General features: G+C 66.0%; 17 protein-coding genes and 2 pseudogenes. 8 read left to right on the top strand and 11 right to left on the bottom strand.

The window, feature by feature from the left end; genetic code table 11:
- Positions 1 to 23: 23 nt before the first annotated feature.
- Positions 24 to 1,583, top strand: coding sequence for a cellulose biosynthesis protein BcsG (bcsG, locus tag WS70_RS27270; protein ID WP_059472912.1), 1,560 nt, complete (start codon positions 24 to 26; stop codon positions 1,581 to 1,583).
- Entirely contained in the window at positions 1,580 to 1,771 is a 192-nt protein-coding gene (locus WS70_RS27265; protein WP_059472913.1) for a hypothetical protein, read from the top strand. The genes bcsG and WS70_RS27265 overlap by 4 nt, the downstream gene beginning before the upstream one ends.
- Positions 1,772 to 1,950: 179 nt before the next feature.
- Here WS70_RS27265 and WS70_RS33270 read toward each other — a convergent pair.
- Both WS70_RS33270 and WS70_RS27255 read right to left on the bottom strand, forming a co-directional pair.
- Positions 1,951 to 2,263 (bottom strand): annotated as a pseudogene (locus WS70_RS33270) (ATP-binding cassette domain-containing protein); the annotation flags it as partial.
- 30 nt (positions 2,264 to 2,293) lie between these two features.
- Positions 2,294 to 4,195 carry a tetratricopeptide repeat protein gene (locus tag WS70_RS27255; protein WP_226382869.1) on the bottom strand — a complete coding sequence of 634 codons (1,902 nt, stop codon included), beginning with the start codon at positions 4,193 to 4,195 and terminating at the stop codon, positions 2,294 to 2,296.
- 235 nt (positions 4,196 to 4,430) lie between these two features.
- Between WS70_RS27255 and WS70_RS31975 the strand changes: the two genes are divergently transcribed.
- On the top strand, positions 4,431 to 4,580 hold the full coding sequence (locus WS70_RS31975) for a hypothetical protein (RefSeq protein ID WP_159082983.1): 150 nt from the start codon (positions 4,431 to 4,433) through the stop codon (positions 4,578 to 4,580).
- Between the two features lie 501 nt (positions 4,581 to 5,081).
- Here WS70_RS31975 and tauD read toward each other — a convergent pair.
- Positions 5,082 to 5,918: a taurine dioxygenase gene (gene tauD, locus WS70_RS27245; protein ID WP_059472945.1), complete on the bottom strand. Its 837-nt coding sequence runs from the start codon at positions 5,916 to 5,918 to the stop codon at positions 5,082 to 5,084.
- 302 nt (positions 5,919 to 6,220) lie between these two features.
- Between tauD and tauA the strand changes: the two genes are divergently transcribed.
- Genes tauA through WS70_RS27225 form a run of 3 tightly spaced genes read left to right on the top strand, consistent with a single transcriptional unit; the run spans position 6,221 to position 8,890 of the window.
- Positions 6,221 to 7,231: a taurine ABC transporter substrate-binding protein gene (gene tauA / locus WS70_RS27235; RefSeq protein WP_059472916.1), complete on the top strand. Its 1,011-nt coding sequence runs from the start codon at positions 6,221 to 6,223 to the stop codon at positions 7,229 to 7,231.
- Between the two features lie 22 nt (positions 7,232 to 7,253).
- Positions 7,254 to 8,036, top strand: a complete 783-nt coding sequence (locus WS70_RS27230; RefSeq protein WP_059597438.1) for a taurine ABC transporter ATP-binding protein — start codon at positions 7,254 to 7,256, stop codon at positions 8,034 to 8,036.
- Positions 8,037 to 8,038: 2 nt separating this feature from the next.
- Complete coding sequence (locus WS70_RS27225) at positions 8,039 to 8,890, top strand: ABC transporter permease subunit (RefSeq protein ID WP_059597436.1); 852 nt, start codon at positions 8,039 to 8,041, stop codon at positions 8,888 to 8,890.
- Between the two features lie 235 nt (positions 8,891 to 9,125).
- Here the strand turns inward: WS70_RS27225 and WS70_RS27220 are convergent, their stop codons facing one another.
- The 8 genes and pseudogenes from WS70_RS27220 to WS70_RS27175 form a co-directional block, all read right to left on the bottom strand.
- A complete protein-coding gene (locus WS70_RS27220) occupies positions 9,126 to 10,451 on the bottom strand; it encodes an NADH:flavin oxidoreductase/NADH oxidase family protein (protein WP_059472919.1) in 1,326 nt (441 codons plus the stop codon).
- A gap of 524 nt (positions 10,452 to 10,975) precedes the next feature.
- Complete coding sequence (locus tag WS70_RS27215) at positions 10,976 to 11,584, bottom strand: acyl-homoserine-lactone synthase (protein ID WP_059469916.1); 609 nt, start codon at positions 11,582 to 11,584, stop codon at positions 10,976 to 10,978.
- Positions 11,585 to 11,888: 304 nt separating this feature from the next.
- On the bottom strand, positions 11,889 to 12,581 hold the full coding sequence (locus WS70_RS27205; RefSeq protein ID WP_059469917.1) for a LuxR family transcriptional regulator: 693 nt from the start codon (positions 12,579 to 12,581) through the stop codon (positions 11,889 to 11,891).
- A gap of 821 nt (positions 12,582 to 13,402) precedes the next feature.
- Positions 13,403 to 15,010 (bottom strand): annotated as a pseudogene (locus WS70_RS27200) (acyl-CoA ligase (AMP-forming), exosortase A system-associated).
- A 578-nt stretch (positions 15,011 to 15,588) separates the two neighbouring features.
- Entirely contained in the window at positions 15,589 to 16,371 is a 783-nt protein-coding gene (locus WS70_RS27190) for a 2OG-Fe(II) oxygenase (protein WP_059597431.1), read from the bottom strand.
- A 111-nt stretch (positions 16,372 to 16,482) separates the two neighbouring features.
- Positions 16,483 to 18,069, bottom strand: a complete 1,587-nt coding sequence (locus WS70_RS27185) for an inorganic phosphate transporter (protein WP_059597429.1) — start codon at positions 18,067 to 18,069, stop codon at positions 16,483 to 16,485.
- Between the two features lie 122 nt (positions 18,070 to 18,191).
- A complete protein-coding gene (locus WS70_RS27180) occupies positions 18,192 to 18,596 on the bottom strand; it encodes an SRPBCC family protein (protein ID WP_059469920.1) in 405 nt (134 codons plus the stop codon).
- Positions 18,597 to 18,745: 149 nt separating this feature from the next.
- On the bottom strand, positions 18,746 to 19,210 hold the full coding sequence (locus tag WS70_RS27175) for an Lrp/AsnC family transcriptional regulator (RefSeq protein WP_059469921.1): 465 nt from the start codon (positions 19,208 to 19,210) through the stop codon (positions 18,746 to 18,748).
- Between the two features lie 135 nt (positions 19,211 to 19,345).
- Between WS70_RS27175 and WS70_RS27170 the strand changes: the two genes are divergently transcribed.
- Both WS70_RS27170 and WS70_RS27165 read left to right on the top strand, forming a co-directional pair.
- Positions 19,346 to 19,972: a LysE family translocator gene (locus tag WS70_RS27170; RefSeq protein ID WP_059469922.1), complete on the top strand. Its 627-nt coding sequence runs from the start codon at positions 19,346 to 19,348 to the stop codon at positions 19,970 to 19,972.
- A 381-nt stretch (positions 19,973 to 20,353) separates the two neighbouring features.
- Entirely contained in the window at positions 20,354 to 21,943 is a 1,590-nt protein-coding gene (locus WS70_RS27165) for a S53 family peptidase (protein WP_059469923.1), read from the top strand.
- The last annotated feature ends 34 nt before the right edge of the window (positions 21,944 to 21,977 follow it).

Genomic DNA, 21,977 nt, shown 5'->3' with positions numbered 1-21,977 from the left:
CAATTGACGACGGAGTCACGTCGATGACGTTCTGGAATCTGTACTTCATTCTCAAGATCTACCTGTTCGCGGCGGGGCACCTGAAGCCGCTGTGGATCGCCAACATCGGCTTTGCGCTGGCGCTCGCATTGAGTTCGCCCGTGAGGCGGCGCGGCTGGCGATGGCTGCGTCACGCGCTCGCGCTCGCGATCGGCGTGCCGCTGATGTATTACGAAGCGGACGTGCCGCCGTTCGCGCGGCTCATCGAGACGCTCGGCAGCCTGCGCTCGTTCAGCTTCGGCTACTGGATGGAACTCGCGCCGCGCTTCGTGCCGCCGATGCTTGCATTGATCGCGCTCGGCGTCGTGATCGGCTATCTGATCGTCAACCGCTGGCTGCGCGTCGCGACGTTCGTGTTGCTCGCGCTGATCGCGCTGCCCGTATGGCAGGCGGGCAGCGCCGCGCTCGCGCGTTTCGACGCGGCTGCGGCCGCCGCCGCCGCGAAGCCCTCCGATCTCGCCCGCGCCGCGCAGCCGCAGGATGGCAACGCGGCGCTCGCCGCGTTCCGCTCGCAGGAATCGCAGCGGCAGGTGACGTTCGGCCGCCCGCCCGCCGATCCGGCGACACAGTTCGACGTGATCGTGCTGCACGTGTGCTCGCTGTCGTGGGACGATCTCGACGTCGCGAAGCTGCGCAATCATCCGCTGCTCGGCCGCTTCGACTATCTGTTCACGAACTTCAGCACGGCGGCGAGCTACAGCGGGCCGGCCGCGATCCGCGTGCTGCGCGCGACGTGCGGACAAGAGGCGCACGCGGACCTGTACAAGCCCGCGCCCGCCCAGTGCCACCTGTTCAAGCAGCTCGCGGACGCCGGCTTCGCGCCGCAGACACTGCTGAACCACGACGGACATTTCGACAATTTCATCCAGTTGATCCACGACAACATCGGCGTGCCGAACGCGCCGATGATCTCGAACGCGGACGCGTCCGTCGCGATGCACGCGTTCGACGGCTCGGCGATCAAGGACGACTACGCGACGCTCGCGAACTGGTACGCGAAACGCGGTGCGACGGCGGGCCCGGTTGCGCTGTACTACAACACGATCAGCCTGCATGACGGCAACCAGTTGTCGAGCGGCCGGATGCCAAGCCTCGAATCGTATCCACTGCGCGCGCGCAGGCTGATGGACGACTTCGACCGCTTCGCGGACCTGATCGCCTCGTCGGGCCGGCGCGCGGTGATCGTGTTCGTGCCCGAGCACGGTGCGGCGCTGCGCGGCGACACGAAGCAGGTCGCGGGACTGCGCGAGATTCCGACGCCGCGGATCGTGCACGGGCCGGTCGGCGTGCGGCTCGTCGGCTTCGCGGGCGACCATGGCACGACGACTGTGATCGACGCGCCGACCAGTTTCCTTGCGGTCGCGCAACTGCTGTCGAACCTCGTGTCGAACAGCCCGTTCAAGCCGGGCGTGACGCTGTCGCAATACGCGGCCGATCTGCCGCGCACGCGGATGATCGGCGAGAACGAAGGCACCGTGACGATGACGACCGCGACGGGCTACGCGGTGAAGACGCCGGACGGCGTGTGGATCGACGAAAAATGACACATTCGAATCGGAACGCGGCAGCGCGCGACGAGGGGCCGCTGCCCGCAAACGACATCGCGGGGCTCGCGCGCCACGTGCCCGAGATCGATCCGGCGCGCTACCTGGACGAGCAGGCGCGGCTCGCGTATCGGGACGCGCTCGACCGGTGGCCGGTGCTTGCGAAGCTGATGGGGCTGGCGGATTGATGTCCGGCGGTGGTGTAGCGTGGTCGCTGTCGCTTGTACGGCGTCCCGCGAGACGAGCGTGCAGCCTGCATGCGGCGCATCGGTCGCGGAAGAGGCGTGTGGGCGCGACGCGATCGTCGGCCGATGCGTGCCGAGCGGCGTCGCGCAGCACGCACGCCACGCCGTTGCCCGCTCGTCCGTCATTGAATGAGCCGCTGCAGCTCGACGGCTTGCGGATGCTCGAAGATCTGATCGAGGAACCTGCTTTCGCACACGCGCCCTTGGTGCATGCACGACCGTGTCGCCGACCGCGCGCACGAAGTGCATTTCGTGCGTCACCATGATGAGCGTCATGTCTTCGCGCGCGAGGTTCTCGACGACGCCCGGCACTTCGCCGACGAGCTCCGGATCGCGCGCCGACGTGATTTCGTCGCACAGCAGCACGGCCGGCTTCATCGCAAGCGCGCGGGCAATCGCCACGCGCTGCTGCTGGCCGGACAACTGTTCCGGATAGATACTCAGCTCGAAGACGGCCGTGGTCGCTTACATACGATCGAGCGACAACGCGCAATTATTCTTGGTCGGCTTGCAGTATTCGGCAAGCCATTCCCGCGCTTTGTCATAGTCCTTTTGCTGGTCGGGCGTCAAGCTGCCCATGCCTTTATAGGCCTGCGTCAAGCCAAAATAGGCCCAGACGTTGTCTCTGAAGTTCGTGTACGGGATGCGGTCCGGGTCGTCGTCGCCGAGCGACTGGTGAAGCGTCTCGATCGCTTTGTCATAACGATGGAGGTCGATCAGGAGTGCGGCGAGGGTTTGCCTGACCGGGACCATCCAGTAAGGCGGCTCGTCATAGTTCATGGCGTCCTGCCGTTTGACTGAGTGTTCGAGAGCGCGCACCCCGCTTTGCGAGTTGCCTTTCATTTGGTCGATCCGTGCTTGCGCGATCGATTTCATGATTTGCACTGCCTGCTGGTTCATCACTTCGTCGCGCCGCTCCTTCTCGAATGCGGCCACGTCCTTCACAAGTTTCGTATACGCATTTTGCGCATTGCGATCATCGTGGTTACGGACATATGCAAGCACTCGTGCGTAGTCCCAGGAAACGCTCGAAAAGCGCCAGTCCTTTTCCACCCCGTCGGGCGGTGGTTGATTGATGATGTCGTCCGGGGACATGAAATACGGTAGCGATTGGTAATAGACACCGCGATAGCGATCGGTCCGGAACGTAATACCCTTGCCCTCCGACTTCAAGAGGCGGCCTGCCGCCCATTTCATGTTCGCGACGTTGCCTGTCATGATCGCCGAAGCAAGCGCAAAATGAATGTTGTGCCGGTAGTAGCCCCAGCGATATCGGTCGCCGTCCGGGTGATCGATGCCGCCCGGGCGCCCGGCATCGACCTTCTCGAAATATCCGTCATCCTTTGATACCGCGTCCCGATTGGCCTCGAACGACTCCCGGTGGTTGCCGATGCGGTAATAGATGTGCGAGGGCATATGGACCAAGTGGCCCGCATCGGGCGCCATGCTGGCCAGCTTTTTCGCAAAATCCGTCACATCGTTCGGCTTCTCCGATCCCTCGAGAATATGGATATACCAATGAACGAGCCCCATGTGATCGGAATGGTCCTTCAGCTCGTCCTTGATCGCAGCGACTGCCGGAGGAATGTCAGGGTAGGCAGCGTTCCCGTGACGATCCCAGTATTCCCACGGCTTACGGTTCATCACTGCGTCCGCGTACAGGGTTTGGATGTCGGGATCGTCCGGGTACTCGTGGGCCAGCGTGGTCATCGCCTTGGCGTAGTCGGTGTTGCGCCGGTCCTGGCGCTCGCGTTCGCGGGGAATCTGCCGATGCTCTTCGTAGCGCGGCAGCAGCGCTTCGACGAGCGAGCGCTCCTTCTGATCTGCATCGGCTATAAGACATGCTTCCTTGAGCTTCTGTTGCGCGATCCGGCGATCCGGTTCCGGCTGATCGATCTGATTGATGTTCACACCCAGCGACATCGCGATCCCCCATCGACACATGACGCAGTTCGGATCTCGTTTGAGTGCGGCTTCGAACGCGCGGTATGCTTCGCGAAGGTTGAACGCGTAGTAAAAGCGCAAGCCTTGATCGAAGAGCGCTTGCGTTCTCGGGTTCTCTGTCTTGATTTTTCTCGTCAGATTCCCGAGTTGGAAATCCGTCGGGGGCTCGGGGTCGTTGGCCGCGATTTCCGAAAGCGCGAACGATATCTTGCTGCCAGGCGGCGCGCTCATCATGTGCTCGCTTCCCATGTCCCGCATGCTGTGCACAGCTGCGGCATGCATGTCGCCTTTGGCCGCGGATATCGCAAAAGGCGCGCTCAGCGCGGTCACAAGACCGGCCGCCCAACCCAGGCAAGCTTGTCCAAGCCGGTTTCGACGGTTGTCATCGCCGCAAGAACGCGAGTGATTTTCGGTTGTTTTCATTGCACGCTCTCCTGGAAACGTGAATGTCGATCGAGCTACCGTGCGGGCAGGCCGCCGCGCCATGTGCCGATCGCAACACCCTCATTCGCGCGAGGAGCGTGCTCACTGCGCAGACGGCGACTAGCAGCGTCGTGCCCCGGGAGGGCTGCGGTTGCCGCACGAGATCGGCGGCTCGGACAGCGCGTTCTGTGCGCCTAGCCTGACCTGAGCGCTCGACGCTGACAACGATCGCGCCGTGCAAGCGCGGCTCGCGTTGCACGAGGCGTCCATGATGCGGCGCGCCTATCCCGACAAGGCAGAGCGCTTGATCCGGTGGGCGTTCGTCGAACGCGGCCAGGCGTTGTCGAAGCTGACCGCTAAGGATGAGATTGCCTACCACGCGTGACCACGGCGGCATACACCGTGCGCCGGATTGAGCTTACATCCCGGCTCGTCATTCCCCGCGAACCACTTTTCCGGTGATCGCATCACGTCGGTTTCCTCCATTGAGCGCGGGCCTTCGCAATACCACGGGAATTAGCTTGTCTTCCCGCTACACACTGCGTATTTAAGGCACCTGGCAACCGAAATTCAACCAGAAAAAAGTGGTGGGAATGCGGTAGGTTTGCAGGGTGCCGCGGTGACCGCAGGTGCGAGAGCGTTCGCCTGGCTGAATGGAATCCGTTCCACTCAACGCTCGTCGATAACAGATTTATTTCGCACGATCCCGGTTCTCGCCTAGCGAGGCTCGGCGCGAGCGCGCAGGGCGACGTAGTCGATTCGGCAGTCTTGATCCACGCACGCCGATGCGCCGAAGCCCGCGATCCGTTCGTTCCGCCGGCGGCGAGGCCGAGACGGTGCGCTGCGCGATCTTTCTCGCTCGCCACAGCCGCCGTACGCCGGCCGCTCAATACGGCCGATCGCCGGCGATCGTCGCGCGATGCATCACCCGATGCGCTTTGCCGTAGTCGTTCACCGCGTAGTGAATCGTCGAGCGGTTGTCCCAGAATGCGACGTCGCCGGCCTGCCAGCGCCAGCGCAGCGTGAACTCGGGCCGCGACTGATGCGCGAACAGGAAGCGCAGCAGCGCGGCGCTTTCTTCCTCAGGCAACGCGTTGATCTCGGTCGTGAAGCCGTCGTTGACGAACAGCGCGCGGCGCGCGTTCACCGGATGCGTGCGCACGACGGGGTGCGTGACGGGCGGATGCTTGATGCGCGTTTCTTCCCAGCGTGCGCGATCGTCGGCCGTGAGCCCGAAGCGCTTCAACGGAAACGACTTCGTGAAGTCGTGCTGCGCGGTGAGGCCCTCGAGCTGCGTCTTCACGCGATCGGACAACGCATCGTATGCGGCGAAGCCGCTGCCCCACAGCGTGTCGCCGCCCGTCTCGGGCAGCGTGCGCGCGGCGAGGATCGACGCGCGCGGCGGCGTCTCGGCGAACGTCACGTCCGTATGCCAGATCGCGTTGTCCTTCAGATCGAAGACTTCGTTGTCGAGCACCATGATCTCGCGCGCATCCGGATGCGACGGATAGATCGGGTGAACGTGCAGATCGCCGAACCCGGCCGCGAAATCGCGATGCTGGGCGGCGCTCAGGCGCTGATCGCGGAAGAACAGCACCTGATGGTGCGCGAGCGCGTCGCGGATTGCGCTGCGAACGTCGTCGTCGACCGCATTCGCAAGGTTCACGTTGTCGACGATCGCGCCGATCGCGGGCGTCAGTCGGGTCAGTTTCAGTCGAGTCATCGTCGATTCGGATTCGGATTCGGCATCGGCATCGGCATCGGCATCGGCGAGGCAGCATGCGTGCGCAGCCGACGCTCGCGCGCCGCTTGTTGCGGAAAATCGACGAGTGTCGCAAAACACGTTCGTCCGGTGAACCAACGAAATTCGCATTGCTTATTTGATCGCCGGGATTGCAGCCGGCCTGGTGCGAACGCGGAATGCGCCGTCTCATATCCTTCGCAGATTTCGTTGTTTAACAGGCGACATGCATCCCGGTAATCTCGACGGCCATCCGAATTCAACGCATCCAGAAGAAGGCCCTCATGATTCTCAAGCGCATCCTCGCCGCCGCGACTCTCGCCGTCACCGCTTTTTCCGCCGTTCATGCACAGTCCGCGCATGCCGACACGGTGAACGTCGCCTATCAGTACGGCGCCGATCCGGCGAAGCTCGCGCAGGCGGGCGCCGCTTACGAGAAGGCCACCGGCTGGAAGATCAACTGGCGCCGCTTCGATTCGGGCGCGGACGTCGTCGCGGCGCTCGCGTCCGGCGACATCCAGATCGGCGACGTCGGCCAGAGCCCGTTTACCGCGGCGGTGTCGCGCGGCGTGCCGATCCAGGCGGTCGTGCTGAATGCGATCACCGGCGTGTCGGAGGCGCTCGTCGTGCGCGGCGGCGCGCACATCGACAAGCCGGGCGATCTCGTCGGCAAGACGATCGCGACGCCTTACGCGTCGAACTGCCATTACGCGCTGCTCGCGGCGCTCGAGCACTGGGGCATCGATCCGCGGCGCGTGAAGATCGTGAACCTCGGGCCGACCGAGATCGTCGCCGCGTGGGAGCGAGGCGTGATCGACGCCGCGTACACGTGGGACCCGGCGCTCGGTCGTGCGAAGGCAAGCGGCGGCAAGGTGCTCGTCGATTCGGCGGAGGTCGGCAAGTGGGGCGCGCCGACGTTCGATCTCTGGGCGGTGCGCAGCGACTTCGCGCACGCCCATCCGGACTTCGTGTCGAAGTTCGTGAACGTGACGGCGCAGGCGATCGCCGACTATCGCGCGAACGGAAAGACGTGGACGAGCGCGTCGCCGCAGGTCGCCGCGATCTCGCGCCTGAGCGGCGCGACGACGGGCGACATTCCGCAGCTGCTCGCCGGCAATCTTTATCCGACCGCGTCCGAGCAGGCGTCGCCCGAACTGCTCGGCGGCGGGACGGCCGCCGCGATCGCATCGACTGCGCGCTTCCTGAAGGAGCAGCGCAAGATCGATCGCGTGCTGCCCGACTACCGGCCGACGGTGACGGACCGGTTCGTTCGCGCGTCGGTCGCGGCGCGCTGATACTCGACGGAGCGGCATCGATATGGCGAAGCTTGCTGCGCAGCATGTGTCCGTCGTCTACGAATCGCGCCGCGGCGCATTGACGGCGCTCGAGGAGGTGTCGATGTCGGTTGGCAGCAACGAGATCGTTGTCGCGCTCGGCGCGTCCGGCTGCGGCAAGAGCACGCTGCTGTCGTTGCTCGCGGGCTTTCAGCGGCCGACGTCGGGCCGAGTGAGCGTCGACGGTGCGCCCGTCGCGGGACCGGGCGCCGATCGCGGCGTCGTGTTTCAGGACGACGCGCTGATGCCGTGGCTGAACGTGATCGACAACGTCGCGTTCGGGCTGCGAATGCAGGGCATCGGCCACGAAGCGCGCGACGCGCGAGCGCGCGAGGTGCTGCGGCTCGTGAAGCTCGCGGGCTTCGAGCAGCATCGGATCGACGAGATATCGGGCGGAATGCGCCAGCGCGTCGGGCTCGCGCGCGCGCTGGCTGCGGATCCTTCGTTCCTGCTGATGGACGAGCCGCTCGGCGCGCTCGACGCGTTGACGCGCGAGCACATGCAGACGCTGCTGCTCGACGTATGGCGCGCGACCGGCAAGGGGATTTTCCTGATCACGCACAGCGTCGAGGAAGCGCTGCTGCTCGCGACCGAGCTGCTGATCCTGTCGCCGCGGCCCGGACGAATCGCCGCGCGCCATTCGCTCGACTTCGCGCGGCGCTACGCGGACGGCGAATCGATGCGCTCGATCAAGAGCGATCCGCGCTTCACCGAAATCCATCTCGCGCTCGTCGAGCAACTGATGCGGGAAACCGAGGAGGTTTGACTTTGGCCGCGACCGAACAGAATCCCAATCTCACGTTGCCGCTGCCGGCGGCGGGCACGGGCGCGCCGCCGCGCGAGCGCCGCAGGCAGCGCGTGCATGCGGGCCATGCGGCCGCGATCGCGACATGGGCCGCGCTCGTCGGCGGCTGGTGGCTCGCCGCGCACTTCGAATGGATGTCGGCCGCGCTGCTGCCGAGCCCCGAGGCGGTGCTGCGCAAGCTCATCACGCTGAGCACCGAAGGCTTCGACGACGCGACGCTCGGCCAGCACTTGTTCGCGAGCCTGTCGCGGATGGCGGCGGCGTTCGCGCTTGCGATCGTGACCGCGATTCCGGTAGGTATCCTGATTGCGACGAACCGGATCGTGCGCGGCGTCGTCGATCCGATCATCGAGTTCTACCGGCCGATTCCGCCGCTTGCGTACTTGCCGCTGATGGTCGTCTGGTTCGGGATCGGCGATGCGTCGAAGATCCTGCTGATCTATCTGACGATGTTCGCACCGCTGACGATCGCGACCGCCGCGGGCGCGAGCGGCGTATCGGAGAGCCGCTTGCGAGCGGCCGCGTCGCTCGGCGCGACGCGCTTCAAGCTGTTGCGCCACGTCGTGCTGCCGAGCGCGCTGCCGGACATCCTGACGGGCGTGCGCATCGCGCTCGGCGCGGGCTGGTCGACGCTCGTCGCGGCCGAGCTGATCGCGGCGACGCGCGGGCTTGGCTTCATGGTGTATTCGGCGTCACGCTTCCTCGTGACGGACGCCGTCGTCGCGGGGATTCTCGTGATCGGCGCGATCGCGCTCGCGCTGGAGATCGGGCTGCGCGCGATGCAGCGGCGCTTGACGCCGTGGCGGGCTGAATAGCGCGGCTCGCAGTCGATGCGGCGATGCGGCGGTCCGGCCAGTGTGGCTTGCGGATGGCGGTCGATTTGTACGCGATCGCGCGCGATGCGATGCCGTGATAGCTGATCGCAGCCAACGCGAATACTCGTCGGCGCGATGACCGAGACGCTTCGACCGGTCGCGACAATATAATGAGCGCCGCCGTCCGCCATCGATCTTCCCGATCGACGGCGAACGGCCACGCATATCGCATCGCTCAATGCGCGTCGTGACGCCGGCCGCCGACGATCGGCGTCGCCGAGCCGTGCGCCGCCGGCGCTTCGGATGACGAAGCACGCAAGCGGCGCGCCCTGAAGATCGCGCAGCCCTTCGACGACAGATCGAGCAGGAACGACTTCAGCGCGTTCTCGTCGGGGATCGGATGGCGGCCCTTGCCGATCCGATGGAGCTGCCGCGTGTACCAGGTGACTTCGAGCGAGCCGAGATCGTCGAAATACTTGATCCCGGTGCTGAGCGGCTTCACGTGATGCCGCGTTTCCTCGCCGCGCAGCAGGCGCGCGGGCGCGTCGGGCTCGATCGCGAGAATGCGGCCGAGGCCGATCAGATCGAGCGCGCCGTCGCGCAGCGGCGCTTCCATGCCGGCGAGGCTGCGGAAGCCGCCCGTGACCATCAGCGGCACGTCCACTTCGGCGCGCACCTTTTCGGCGAATTCGAGGAAATACGCCTCGCGCGCCATCGTCGACGTCTTGCGGTCGCCACGCTGCATCACGGGCTCCTCGTAAGTGCCGCCGGAAATTTCGATCAGGTCGATGCCGGCTTTCGCGAGCGCACGGATCACGTCGAGCGATTCGTCTTCGGTGAAGCCTCCGCGCTGGAAATCGGCGGAATTGAGCTTGATGCCGATCGGAAAGTCCGGACCGACCCGACGCCGCACCTCCTCGTACACCGCGAGCACGAAGCGCCGGCGGTTTTCGGCGCTGCCGCCCCATTCGTCGGTGCGCTGGTTGTGCTGCGGCGACAGGAACTGGCTGATCAGATAGCCGTGTGCGCCGTGCAGTTGAACGCCGGTGAAGCCGGCCTTCTGCGCGATTGCGGCGGCTGTCCCGTAGCGGCGGATCAGATTCTCGATCTCCGCGCCCGTCAGTTCGCGCGGCACGAGAAAATACCGGGAGAGCTTCGGCCCGAAGCCGATCGCGGACGGCGCGACCGTCTCCGCATTGAGCCCGCGCATCGCCTGCTTGCCCGGATGGTTGATCTGCATCCAGAACTCGCTGCCGTGCGCCTTGCCGGCCGCCGCCCATTCGCGCAGCTTCGGCAGGTCGCGCTCGTCTTCGATCACGACGTTGCCAGGTTCGCCGAGCGCCTTGCTGTCGATCATCACGTTACCGGTAACGAGCAGCCCCGCGCCCGAATTCGACCAGCGCCGGTACAGCGCGATCAACTGCGGCGTCACGCGGCCATCGTGGCCGCAGAGCGCCTCGCTCAGCGCTGATTTCGCAAGGCGATTCTTCAGCACCATGCCGTTCGGCAAAGTGAGCGGCTGCGCGAGCGATGGGCCCGCGGCGGAATTGGGACGGGACATGTCGTGACGCTCCGGTTAGGTCGACGGCCAATTATCCATCGAAAAATGTTACATCGTTTGATGTAGTGATTGGATCGTAAGTTCAAAATCAGAACTGAGTCAAGTCATAAAGCTGCGGATGTCGATGAGGGCCGGATCGAATGACGGGACTGGGGCCGGCCTGCATGGACGCATCGGGATGGCGGACGCTGCACTGGCGGCGCGGCGGCGCGCGTGACCGGACGCTCGCGGCCGGCGGCAGCGCGAGCACCGACGTGCAAGCGAATGAGGAATCCCGAGACGGGAGTGCCGAGCGCCTGGCAAAATCGGCTGCCTCGCGGCCAGCCGGCTGAGGCCGTGGCCATAAGCCTTGGCGCACAGTCAGCGAAGTTGGCGGAGGCCGTCCAATCCGACGGCGCGTGGCCTCGGCGGATATCCGAGCGACGCCGAACGGCGAGCGACAAAGCGAGCTTGCGCGTCGGACGTCGGACATGGCGAAATCGGCAAAAACGACAAGACGCGCGTCTCGCCCAGACGCGCTCGCGTCAATGCATCGACAGGCACGACGCGCACTGCATCCGGCCGAACGGCGCGAACGCGAGGCGCGGCAATTCGACCGAGCACGCGGAGATGCTGCCGCCTGCGTACGGCGCCGCGTTGCCGAGGCGCTGCAGCGCGAATCCCGAGCGCCGGTACAGGCGCTCGATCGACAGCGACATCACGCCGACCACGCGCGTCGCGCCGAGCGACGCGGCCACCGAGAGCACCGACGGAAAGAAATCCATCCCGAGCGGTTGGTGCCCGGTCGCGCGGCGGCGCCGGCGCGATGCGGCGAAGCGCGACATCTCCCAGACCGTCGGCGATTGCGGCGCGGGCGCCGAGCCGAGCAGATGCGGAAAGACATCGCGCAGCAGGTACGGGCCCGTCGTCGGCAACAGGCGCGCATAGCCGCATACTCGACGCGCGTCGTCGAGTGCGACGACGTGGATCGTCGACGGACCGTCGAACTCGTCCCATTCCGCATGATCGTCGCGCGCGTGGGCCGCGATCGTCCAGCCGAGCCGGCGGACGAACACGTCGTAGCGATACGCGCCGAGATCGGCCTGAACGTGCGGCGGCAGTTCGTTCAATCGGCCGGCGATGATGTATGACATGGCGCTTCGTTCTCCGATGGATCGATCGTCGGCGTGAAGATAAGGCGCGTGCGATCGCGTATGAGCGGTGATGGTTGAGAGGCGCGCGCGTCGCCGTGACGACGATCCGGCCACGCACCGAACGCGCGCCGCATACGAACGCGACATGTCCTCGCCGCTGCATGGCGACGATGACGACGGCGTACGGAATGGCGTTCGACGCGGCTCGATCAGGATTCCGATGCAATCGGCCGATCGCGTCGCGTCGGCGCACGACGCGGCGGGCGTGACGGACGGCCCTAACGCACCCGGATGGATGGTGAATTCATGGAAAAATCAGCCCTTGTCGCGTCGCCTTCACGGCGGCGAACGTGCGGCTGCGCGTGTTGAGCTTCTCCATCGCGTTCTCGATGTGGAAGTCGACCGTGTACTTGGAGATGTCGAGCATGTTTGCAATGACCCACGACGACTTGCCGCGCGCGACCCAGGTCAGGCATATCTGCTCGCGATCCGTCAGGTGGACGGAAGGCGGAATGGGGCGGCTCGTTCGCATGCTCTGGAATTGCAGATGGAACTGCATGCTGAGCAGATAGGCGTTGCGCCATTTCGCTTCGGCGTCGTGTGTCGGCGCGGTGCCGGACAGGTTGATCAGCAACACGTGTCCGAGCGGCTGATGAAGCGGAATGCTGATTCCGTTGTCGAGGCCCGCGTCCTCCGCTTCCATCAGCAGATTCCGTTCACACAGGTTCGACGTCGCAACGTCGCTCCACGAGAACGGCGTGCTGTACCGGAACGCCGCGCGAGGGACGGGATCGATGTCGAAGTAGTCGTTGCGCGTGTAATGCTCGATCCACTCTGTCGGGTAGTGCAGCGAGACGACGTTGACCGACGCGGAATGCGACTTGCCCGACAGCTCGACGATCGCATGATACTGATAGCCGATCTGCAGCGCCGCCTGCCTGAAAGTCTCGATCAGCGTGCGGACGTCGCGCGATTCCGGCAAGGCGGCGGAGAACATCGGTGCCGAAGCGCTTTCTCCCGACGACCCCGCGCCGTCATCCCCACCTGTTCGATATTCGCGTTGAAGCAGCCTGCTCAATTTGCATGCCCCCATTATTGAAAATCAAGACTTTTGGAAGTGCCGTGTACCGGATTGGGGACGCGTCGCCAATGAAAATCGGATAACGCAATGACGTTGAAATTGTCCGGAAATAATATCAAATGTAATAACGATTGCAAGAGCGGCGTTCGGATAATCGGCGATTTATTTTGAGGCGGTGTTCGATATTTTTATCTCGATACCCCATGTGTTTTTCACTGTCTGCAACGATCTGGCCCATGTGGAGACGGGGTGTGGCCTGTTCGATACGGCACCCGGAATTTAAACCGCTGGCTTGATGCAATGGGCGAGTTCATTTCGTTTTTGCGTGGACGAGATTTTTGTGCGAGCCGAGTAAGTGCCGCATCGTTTCGCGAAATCGCTATCAGTAGGGAATGGTATCGAGTGGATATTCGAACGGATTCGGGTTTATTAGATGCGCGGTAAATTCTTGTTTTCCGTCGAGGAATGGCGCGCGAATATATTCGTGGCGGAACGGAAACTGGCGCTGAGAAATGATTCGGCCGAATGCGGGCGCGCGCGGCTGTAGTGCGTGTCGCCGAGCGCTCGTGGACGTGAGCGCGGCAATTCAGCGCAGCGCATCGAGCGGGCGAAATGCGGTTGTAAGCGAAGGCTGCCGCATCGTGCGCGCGAGTTTCGCGACATGCGTGCCGGCCGCGTGGGAAGGTCGACCCGAAACGCCGTGCGGCGGTCAATTGCCTTGCACGGCAGGCTCGCCGTCAAAGCGTTTCGACGAGGTTCGCCGCATCCGCGCGCAACGCGATGTGGTCGAATTTCCCGTTCGGGTTGCGTGGCAGCGACGCGCGCGTCGCGATCGTATAGGGCACCATGTATGGCGGCAGTTGCTTCGCACACTACGTGCGCAGCGCATCGGGCGTGAACGAGTCGATGGACAACGGCACGACGACGAGCGTGATCGCCTCGCCGAGCTCGTCGTGCGGCACGCCGAGCGCGACGGCCTCGGCAACGAGTCCGCTCGCGTGCGCGACATCTTCGATCTCTTCCGGGCAGATCCGGTAGCCGGAGCTCTTGATCCGCGCATCGTTGCGGGAGACGAAATAGAGGAATCCATCGTCGTCGCGGCGCACGAGATCGCCCGACCAGACGGCCGTCTCACGCTGCGCGCCGCCCGGCCGCGCATCGGGCGACGGCCGATAGCGGAGCGTGGTGCGTGCAGGATCGTTCCAGTAGCCGAGCGTCACGCACGCATCGACGTGAACGAGCTCGCCGACCTCATTCGGCGCGCACGGCGCGCCGTCCTCGCGCACGACGAGGATTCGCGCGTTCGGCACTGCCTTGCCGATCGAATCGGGCCGGCGATCGGCTTCGGCGGGATCGAGATAGGTCGAGCGGAACGCCTCGGTCAGTCCGTACATCAGATACGGCAGCGCGTGCGGAAAAAGGCTGCGCAGCGCGCGCAACACAGGTTGCGGCATGTGACCGCCGGTGTTCGCGAAATAGCGTAGCCGCGCGCGCGTGTCGTCGGGCCACGCGGCGCGCGAGAGCTGGATCCAGAGCGGCGGCACGCCCGCGAAGCCGGTGATCCGCTCGCGCCGGCAGATGTCGACGATGTCCGCCGGCATCAGATAATCGACGAGCACGGCGGTTGCGCCTGCGGCCCATGCGGTCGTCAGCTGGCTGAGGCCGGCGTCGAAGCCGAGCGGCAGCGCCGCGAGAATGCGGTCTGCGGCCGTGTGACGCAGATAGTGCGCGACACTCCATGCACCCTCCAGCAGACTGCGATGGCTGAGCATCACGCCTTTCGGGTGGCCGGTCGAGCCGGGCGTGTAAAGGAGCGCGGTGAGATCGGTATCGATCGTGTCGGTTTGCCGTGACGTTGCCGCGCTTGCGTGGGCATTCGCGGCAGACTCGGGCGGCGCGTCAGCCTGAGTCCATCGCAGATACGTCGTGCGCGAGGAAGGCGTCGGCGCTTGCGTCTTCGCATCGATCAGGATCACGTATGGAATGGTCGCGAGCACGTCGTCGCCGGGAATCCGTGCGCGCAGCGACGACGTGACGATGCAGCGCGCTCCGCTGTCGGCGAGGATGTGATTGACCTGATCGGGCTTGAGGATCGGATTGATCGGCACGAACACGACGCCTGCGGCGGCCGCGCCGAGCATCGCGACGACGGCCTCGACGCGCTTGTCGAGAAAGATCGCGAGCCGCTCGCCTGGCGCGATCTCGAGCGCTTGCAGCCGCTCGGCGAATGACAGGCTCTGCGCGGCGAGTGCGCGATAGGTGAGCCGAGTGTCGTCGGTGACTAGCGCCTCGGCATCCGGCGTGCGGGATGCCGCTTGTCCGACCAGATCGAAGAAATTACGTATGGTTCCACCTCCGTTCCGAATCACGAGCGGCGCACGTCGAGCGATGTTGCGAGGCCTTCGGTGGCTAACGAGCGTCGCGCGACCGCGGCCGATCCTGGCTGCCGGAAAGAGTAGCGAATAGGCGGCGCGTGCGGCGGTCCCGCATGCAGGTAAATTGACGAACGGGGTGATGCCGAACATTGGCGAGCGCGATCGATTCGTTTTCGACGTTTCGCTAGCACACGCAAAACATGAATGCGCTGCTGTGGAGGAGATTGCATGCTCGACGGTATCGTCAATTATCCTGATGAATCTCGTTTCGCAACGTAAGCATATCTTTCAATTCGGTTGCATGTGCGGCATGCGTGGACATGTCGGATGATCGAGCGGCGCTCGGCGGCGCGATGGTCGAATCGTGCGCGCGAACGTGGATTCGCTCTGGCCCGTCGAATCGCATGGCCGATGCCTGTGCGGCGCGGCAGATGGATGCATGCGCAACCATTTCATTCGACATGGCCGATTCGCCGAGCGAGAAGATTGGGGCGAATGCGAAGCGGCGTGCATTGTCCGTAAGAGCGCGCGTCTCGTCGCGTCCGGCGTCACAGCGCGTCGTGAAAGATGATCCCGAGCGTGTGTCGCCGCCCGGCGTGCAGACGGCTCACGCCATGCCGCAGATTCACCCGATATGCGCCGCGCGCGCCTTGCACGGGCCGATGATGCACGGCGAAGATCACCGCATCGCCTTGCTCGAGCGGCACGACGTCCACGCGCGACTGCATGCGCGGCCGTTGTTCGGTGATGACGAACTCGCCGCCCGCGAAATCGACGCCCGGCTCGGACAGCAGGATCGCCGCCTGCAGCGGAAATTCGTGCTCGCCGTACAGATCTTGATGCAGGCGGTTGTAATCGCCTTCGCCGTAGCGCAGCAGCAATGGCGTCGGACGCAACTGACCGGCGGCATGACAGCGCTCGATGAACCGGGCGTGCTCGACGGGGAAGCGTGCATCGACGCGCATCAGCGTATTCCAGCGGTTCGCGATCGGCGCGAGATGCGGATAGAGCGCAGTGCGCAGCGCGTGTATCACGCGCGGCAGCGGATAACCGAAATACTTGTATTCGCCGCGGCCGAAACCGTGGCGCGCCATCGTCACGCGGCTGCGGAACAAGTCGTCGCGCGCATAGAGCGCGGCGAGCGCTTCGCACGTGCGGCGTGCGAGCAGCCCGCGGACGATCGCGCGGCCGTCGCGGTCGAGATCCTGTTCGATCGTCTGCCACGCGAGCGCGTCGATCCGCCGCGCGAGCGCCGCTTCGCGCGATGCGAAGGCCGTCGTTTCGTCGTGCGTCCGAGCGGCTGCCGCGGATGGTTCGAACGTCGTATTCATCGGCGCTTCCTCGCTGCATCGTGAATGGGTCGATGCGGCGAGTCTAGCGGGACGGCCGACACGACGCGCTCCGAATCTTGCGCTGCAATCCGGCGGCGCGCGCGCATGGCGTCAGAGCAGCGCGTGGAAGCCCCAGTAGAGCGCGCCCGCGAGCACGATCGATGCGGGCAGCGTCAGCACCCACGCGAGCACGAGGCTGCGCACGGTGCCCCATTGCAGTCCCGAGCCGTTCGCGGCCATCGTGCCCGCGACGCCCGACGACAGCACGTGCGTCGTCGACACGGGCAATCCGTACGCGTCCGCCGCGCCGATCGTCAGCATCGCGACGACTTCCGCCGACGCGCCTTGCCCGTAGGTCAGATGCTGCTTGCCGATCTTCTCGCCGACGGTCACGACGATGCGTCGCCAGCCGACCATCGTGCCGAGACCGAGCGCGGTCGCGACCGCGACCTTCACCCAGGTCGGAATGAACTTCGTCGCGTGATCGAGCTGCGCGCGATAGCCGTCGAGCGCGCGGCGGTCCTGCGGCGAGAACGCCGGCTGTCCGGTTTTCTCCATCAGGCGCAGCGCCTCGGACACGAGATACATCGTATTGCGCACGTTGTCCGCCTGGCCTTCGGGGACTTTCGCGATCGAGCCCGTCGCGCCGACCTCGGCCGCGAGCGAGTCCGACAGTTGCCGGACCGCAGGCAGCGTCGCGCGGCTCAGTTGGCGCGACTGCACGTACGCTTCGACGTCGGCGCGAGGATTCGGCGACGGCGGTGCGTCGCCCGCGTAGCGCGTGAGTGTCGCGGCCGCCTGGTGCGCGACGGCGATGAACGTCTGCGTCTCGCCGGGCGTGACGGCCTTGTTGAGCGCGTATGCGGTCGGCACCGTGCCGATCAGGATCAGCATGATGAGCCCCATGCCTTTCTGGCCGTCGTTCGAGCCGTGCGCGAACGACACGCCGGTGCAGGTCAGGATCAGCAGGCAGCGGACCCAGAACGGCGGCGGCTCGTTCTTCTGCGGCTCGCGATAGAGGGTCGGCACGCGCACGAGCGCCTTCAGCGCGGCGAGCAGGAGGCCCGCGCACAGGAAACCGACGATCGGCGAGAGCAGCAGCGACTTGCCGACGCCCGCCGCCTGCGCCCAATCGACGCCGCTCGTGCCCGACGGCCCATGCATCAATTGGTTCGCGAGCCCGACGCCGATGATCGAGCCGATCAGCGTATGCGAGCTCGACGACGGCAGCCCGAAGTACCAGGTCGCGAGATTCCATGCGATCGCCGCGATCAACAGCGCGAACACCATCGCGAAGCCCGCGCCATGACCGACCTGCAGGATCAGCTCGACGGGCAGCAACTGCAGGATGCCGAACGCGACCGCGCCCGTCGACGCCGCCACGCCGAGAAAATTCCAGATGCCCGACCAGATCACCGCGACGTTCGGCGTGAGCGAATGCGTGTAGATGACGGTCGCGACGGCGTTCGCGGTGTCGTGGAAGCCGTTGACGAACTCGAAGCCGAGCGCGATCGCGAGCGCGACGCCGAGCAGCAGATAGGGGAATATGGAGCGCTTGCCGACGGGTGCGAGATCGGCGAACAGATGGACGAACACGTAGGCGGCGCCGCTTGCGACGAGCGCGACGAGGAGCGCGATGCCCAGATGCCGGGTGCGACCGAGCTCTCCGCTCGTCGCGGCGGACAGGGGGTGGTTCATGACGGCCCTTGATGAGACGGACCGTTTGATGCTAGCGCTCGCGATCCGGCAGTTTGATGACAGCGCTCAAAGGGGGCGCGATTCGTCGGCTGCGAGGTCGGGGAATCGAGCGCGGGGCGGGTTCAGTTCCCGATCGCCTGCCCGATTCGCGCGAGCACGGCAGGCCAGCCGCGCTTCATCCCTTCGTACGCGATCCGCGCTTGCGGCGCGTCGAGATCGAAGCCCGCATGCTCGAGGAACACGCGCGTGCCGCCGGATTCCGGTTCGAGCCGCCACGAGATCGTCGTGTCGAGCGAGCTTTTCGCGAACGCGATCGCGAAGCGGCGCTCGGGTTCGACCGTGGTGACTTCGCATGGCTGCCGGCCCCACGGGCCCATGTCGAGCGTGAAACGGTGGCCGGGCACGGGGCGTACGTCGCCCGCCGCCCACCAGCGCGCGAGCGCCGCGGGTTCGGTGAGCGCCGCCCAGACCTGTGCAGGCGGGCGGGCGACGAATTGTTCGACGCAGATCGGTTCGGCTTCGGTCATCGCGGGGGGCTCGAAAATGCGTATCGGAGGCCATGCATGATAGCGGACGCGCAAGCGGCGTCGACAGACGGCGAGGCTCGCGTGCGCGCCGGTCTCCGTTGCGCGCACGGCTTGCGCCGCGCCCGGTCGGCGGCGACGCGCGCCGCCGCTCAAGGAATCGGCAGCTCGGCCTCGCGCTTCACCTCGCGCAGCGACAGCGCCGATTCGATCGACGTGACGCCCGGCAGCACGCGCAGCGTCTCGCGCAGAAACATCCCGTAGTCGTCGAGATCGTGCGCGACGACTTGCAGCAGATAGTCGGCGGAGCCCGACACGTTGTGGCACGACAGGATGCGCGGAATGCCGAGCACTTCGCGCTCGAAGCGGTTCGCGACGCCGCGGTCGTGAACCGCGCAGCGCAGCAGCACGAATGCGACGACGCCGAAGCCGAGTGCGTTGCGCGACAGTTGCGCGCGGTAGCGCTCGATGTAGCCGTCGCTTTCGAGCCGCTTGAGGCGGCGTGCGCACGGCGTTTCGCTCAGCCCTACCGAGTCGGCGAGGCGGGCGACCGGGATGCGGCCGTCGAGCTGCACCGCGGCGAGGATGGCGCGGTCGGTTTTGTCGAGATCGATCATGATATGGAAATGCTCTAAAAAAGCGCTTACTAGTAGTGTATTCCGATAAGTTTGGCGGGTAACCCAACCAAATAAGCCAATAAACCCTCATCGAGCAGACGCATCATGGAACCCTTTCGACACCCGGGTTTGACCATGTTTTCCGCTCACTTGCTGCTCGTCTACGTCGCTGCCGTCGTCGCCATTTACGCGGTGCCCGGGCCCGACATGGCGTGCGTGCTGCAAACGGGCATCGGCCGCGGCGCGCGTCACGGTGCGGCCGCCGCGGCCGGGCTCGGGCTCGCGCGCGCCGTGCACGTCACGCTGTCCGCGTGCGGCGTCGCCGCGCTCCTCAAGAGCGCGCCGTGGCTCTACGAGACCGTGCGCTACGGCGGCGCGCTGTATCTCGCGTACCTCGCCGTGCAGATCTTCCGCTCGCCGGCGTTCGCGCTGTCCGACGAAGGTCTGGCGCAGCCCGCCGTGCGGCTGCGCCAGACCTTCGTCAAAGGGCTCCTCACCAATCTGCTCAACCCGAAGGCGCTGCTGTTCTGCTCGGTGCTGCTGCCGCAGTTCGTCCAGCGGGGCGGCGCGCCGGTAATCGTGCAGATGGCGGTGCTCGGCGCGGTGCTCGTGCTCGCGGGCCTGTGCTTCGATCTCGCGTGCGTCGCGGGTGCGACGCGCGTCGCGGGATGGTTGCGCGCGCATCCGCTTGCGCAGACCGCGCAGCGCTGGACCTTCTCGGCCGTGCTGCTCGGCTTCGCGCTGCGGCTGTCGATCGACTGACGCGACGCGCGCGAACGCCGGCATCGCCGTCGGCGTCAACACACGCGGCCATTGGCGCATGCGAAGCAACTAACCGCGAAGCGCCGGAATTCGCGGGCCGCGCACGTCGTGCGAGGCCCGCGCCCGCCTGCGCGGGCACGCGTCGTTCGCGGTGGGCCGAACGTCGCGTGCCCGACCCCGCGATGCCATGAATGCGCCGTCACGAACGCTCGAGATGCCGACACAGGATCGCCGCGCGTGCTTTACACTTGCTCTGCCGTACTGTCGCATGGTCCTGTCGACGGCGTGTGTGCGCCGTCCGACATACCGGTCGGAACTGCGATCGCGCGACCGTGTCCGAATCCTGACAACCCGTTACCACGGCTTCTGGAGGATCCGAATATGGCAAGGCATCTTCACGCCGGCAACGAACCGCAAATCGTCGCCGAATCCACGTGCATCGGTCCATGCGATCCGGCCGAGACGATCCACGTGATGGTGATGTTGCGGCGGCAGGAAGAGCAGCACCTCGCCACGCTGTTGCAAGGCCTCGCGAGCGGCGATCCCGACGCGAAGCCGGTCTCGCGCGAAGCGTTCGCCCAGCGTTTCTGCGCGCATCCCGACGACGTCGGAAAAGTCGAAGCGTTCGCGAAGCAGCACGGTCTGACGGTCGCGCGCGTCGATCCGGTCGAGAGCGTCGTCGTGCTGTCGGGCACGATCGTGCAGTTCGAGGCGGCGTTCGGCGTGAAGCTGCAGCGCTTCGAGCATCGGACGATCGGCCAGTATCGCGGACGCACGGGCGACGTCACGCTGCCCGACGAACTGCACGACGTCGTCACCGCGGTGCTCGGGCTCGACAACCGTCCGCAGGCACGCCCGCATTTCCGGGTGCGGCCGACCTTCCAGCCCGCGCGCGGCGTCGCCGTCACCTACACGCCGCCGCAGCTCGCGGCGCTCTACGATTTCCCGCCCGGCGACGGCGCGGGCCAATGCATCGCCGTCGTCGAGCTCGGCGGCGGATATCGGCCCGCCGAGATCCAGCAGTATTTCAGCGGCCTCGGGCTCGCGCGGCAGCCGACGCTCGTCGACGTGAACGTCGGCGCCGGCCGCAACGCGCCGACCGGCGATCCCAGCGGGCCGGACGGCGAAGTCGCGCTCGATCTCGAGGTCGCGGGCGCGATCGCACCCGGCGCGACGCTCGCCGTCTATTTCACGCAGAACAGCGACGCCGGCTTCATCCAGGCGGTCAACCAGGCGGTGCACGACACGACGAACCGGCCGTCGGTCGTAACGATCAGTTGGGGCGGTCCGGAGGCCGCGTGGACGTCGCAATCGCTGCAGGCGTTCAACCGCGTGCTGCAATCGGCCGCGGCGCTCGGCGTGACCGTGTGCGCGGCGTCCGGCGACGCCGGCTCGAGCGACGGCCTGCAGGACGGCGCGAATCACGTCGACTTCCCGGCATCGAGCCCGTACGTGCTCGCGTGCGGCGGCACGCGGCTCGACGCGCTGCCGGGGCAGGGCATCCGCAGCGAAGTCGTGTGGAACGACGATGCGGCGGGCGGCGGCTCGACGGGCGGCGGCGTGAGCGCCGTGTTCGACGTGCCGGACTGGCAGAAGGGCCTGAGCGCGACGCTCGCGCAGGGCGGAAGCGCGTCGCCGCTCACGAAGCGCGGCGTGCCCGACGTCGCGGGCGACGCGTCGCCTGCGACGGGCTACGAGGTGCTCGTCGCGGGCACGTCGACGGCGATGGGCGGCACGAGCGCCGTCGCGCCGCTGTGGGCCGCGCTCGTCGCGCGGATCAACGCGGCGGCGGGCAGCCCGGCAGGCTGGATCAACCCGAAGCTGTACCGGAACACGGGCGCGCTGCGCGACGTCTCGGTCGGCGACAACGGCGCATATGCGGCGACGCCCGGCTGGGACGCGTGCACGGGGCTTGGCAGCCCCGACGGCGCGAAGGTCGCGGCGGCGCTGAAGAGCGGCGCGGCGGGATGATCGCGAGCCGGCGCGACGCTCCGACAGCGCTTCA

The sequence above is a fragment of the Burkholderia mayonis genome (assembly GCF_001523745.2).
Lineage (GTDB): Bacteria > Pseudomonadota > Gammaproteobacteria > Burkholderiales > Burkholderiaceae > Burkholderia > Burkholderia mayonis.
The sequence above is the reverse complement of the archived record's forward strand: the minus strand, read 5'-3'. Positions and strand labels throughout refer to the sequence as shown.

Excerpts from the sequence above, each read along its gene's own strand:
- WS70_RS27265 (WP_059472913.1), top strand. The coding sequence starts at position 1,580 with ATGACACATTCGAATCGGAACGCGGCAGCGCGCGACGAGGGGCCGCTG.
- WS70_RS27220 (WP_059472919.1), bottom strand. The coding sequence starts at position 10,451 with ATGTCCCGTCCCAATTCCGCCGCGGGCCCATCGCTCGCGCAGCCGCTC.
- WS70_RS27205 (WP_059469917.1), bottom strand. The coding sequence starts at position 12,581 with ATGTTCTCCGCCGCCTTGCCGGAATCGCGCGACGTCCGCACGCTGATC.
- WS70_RS27255 (WP_226382869.1), bottom strand. The coding sequence starts at position 4,195 with ATGAAAACAACCGAAAATCACTCGCGTTCTTGCGGCGATGACAACCGT.
- WS70_RS27215 (WP_059469916.1), bottom strand. The coding sequence starts at position 11,584 with ATGTCATACATCATCGCCGGCCGATTGAACGAACTGCCGCCGCACGTT.
- WS70_RS27185 (WP_059597429.1), bottom strand. The coding sequence starts at position 18,069 with ATGAACCACCCCCTGTCCGCCGCGACGAGCGGAGAGCTCGGTCGCACC.
- WS70_RS27190 (WP_059597431.1), bottom strand. The coding sequence starts at position 16,371 with ATGAATACGACGTTCGAACCATCCGCGGCAGCCGCTCGGACGCACGAC.
- tauA (WP_059472916.1), top strand. The coding sequence starts at position 6,221 with ATGATTCTCAAGCGCATCCTCGCCGCCGCGACTCTCGCCGTCACCGCT.
- WS70_RS27170 (WP_059469922.1), top strand. The coding sequence starts at position 19,346 with ATGTTTTCCGCTCACTTGCTGCTCGTCTACGTCGCTGCCGTCGTCGCC.
- WS70_RS27230 (WP_059597438.1), top strand. The coding sequence starts at position 7,254 with ATGGCGAAGCTTGCTGCGCAGCATGTGTCCGTCGTCTACGAATCGCGC.
- WS70_RS27175 (WP_059469921.1), bottom strand. The coding sequence starts at position 19,210 with ATGATCGATCTCGACAAAACCGACCGCGCCATCCTCGCCGCGGTGCAG.
- WS70_RS27165 (WP_059469923.1), top strand. The coding sequence starts at position 20,354 with ATGGCAAGGCATCTTCACGCCGGCAACGAACCGCAAATCGTCGCCGAA.
- WS70_RS27180 (WP_059469920.1), bottom strand. The coding sequence starts at position 18,596 with ATGACCGAAGCCGAACCGATCTGCGTCGAACAATTCGTCGCCCGCCCG.
- bcsG (WP_059472912.1), top strand. The coding sequence starts at position 24 with ATGACGTTCTGGAATCTGTACTTCATTCTCAAGATCTACCTGTTCGCG.
- tauD (WP_059472945.1), bottom strand. The coding sequence starts at position 5,918 with ATGACTCGACTGAAACTGACCCGACTGACGCCCGCGATCGGCGCGATC.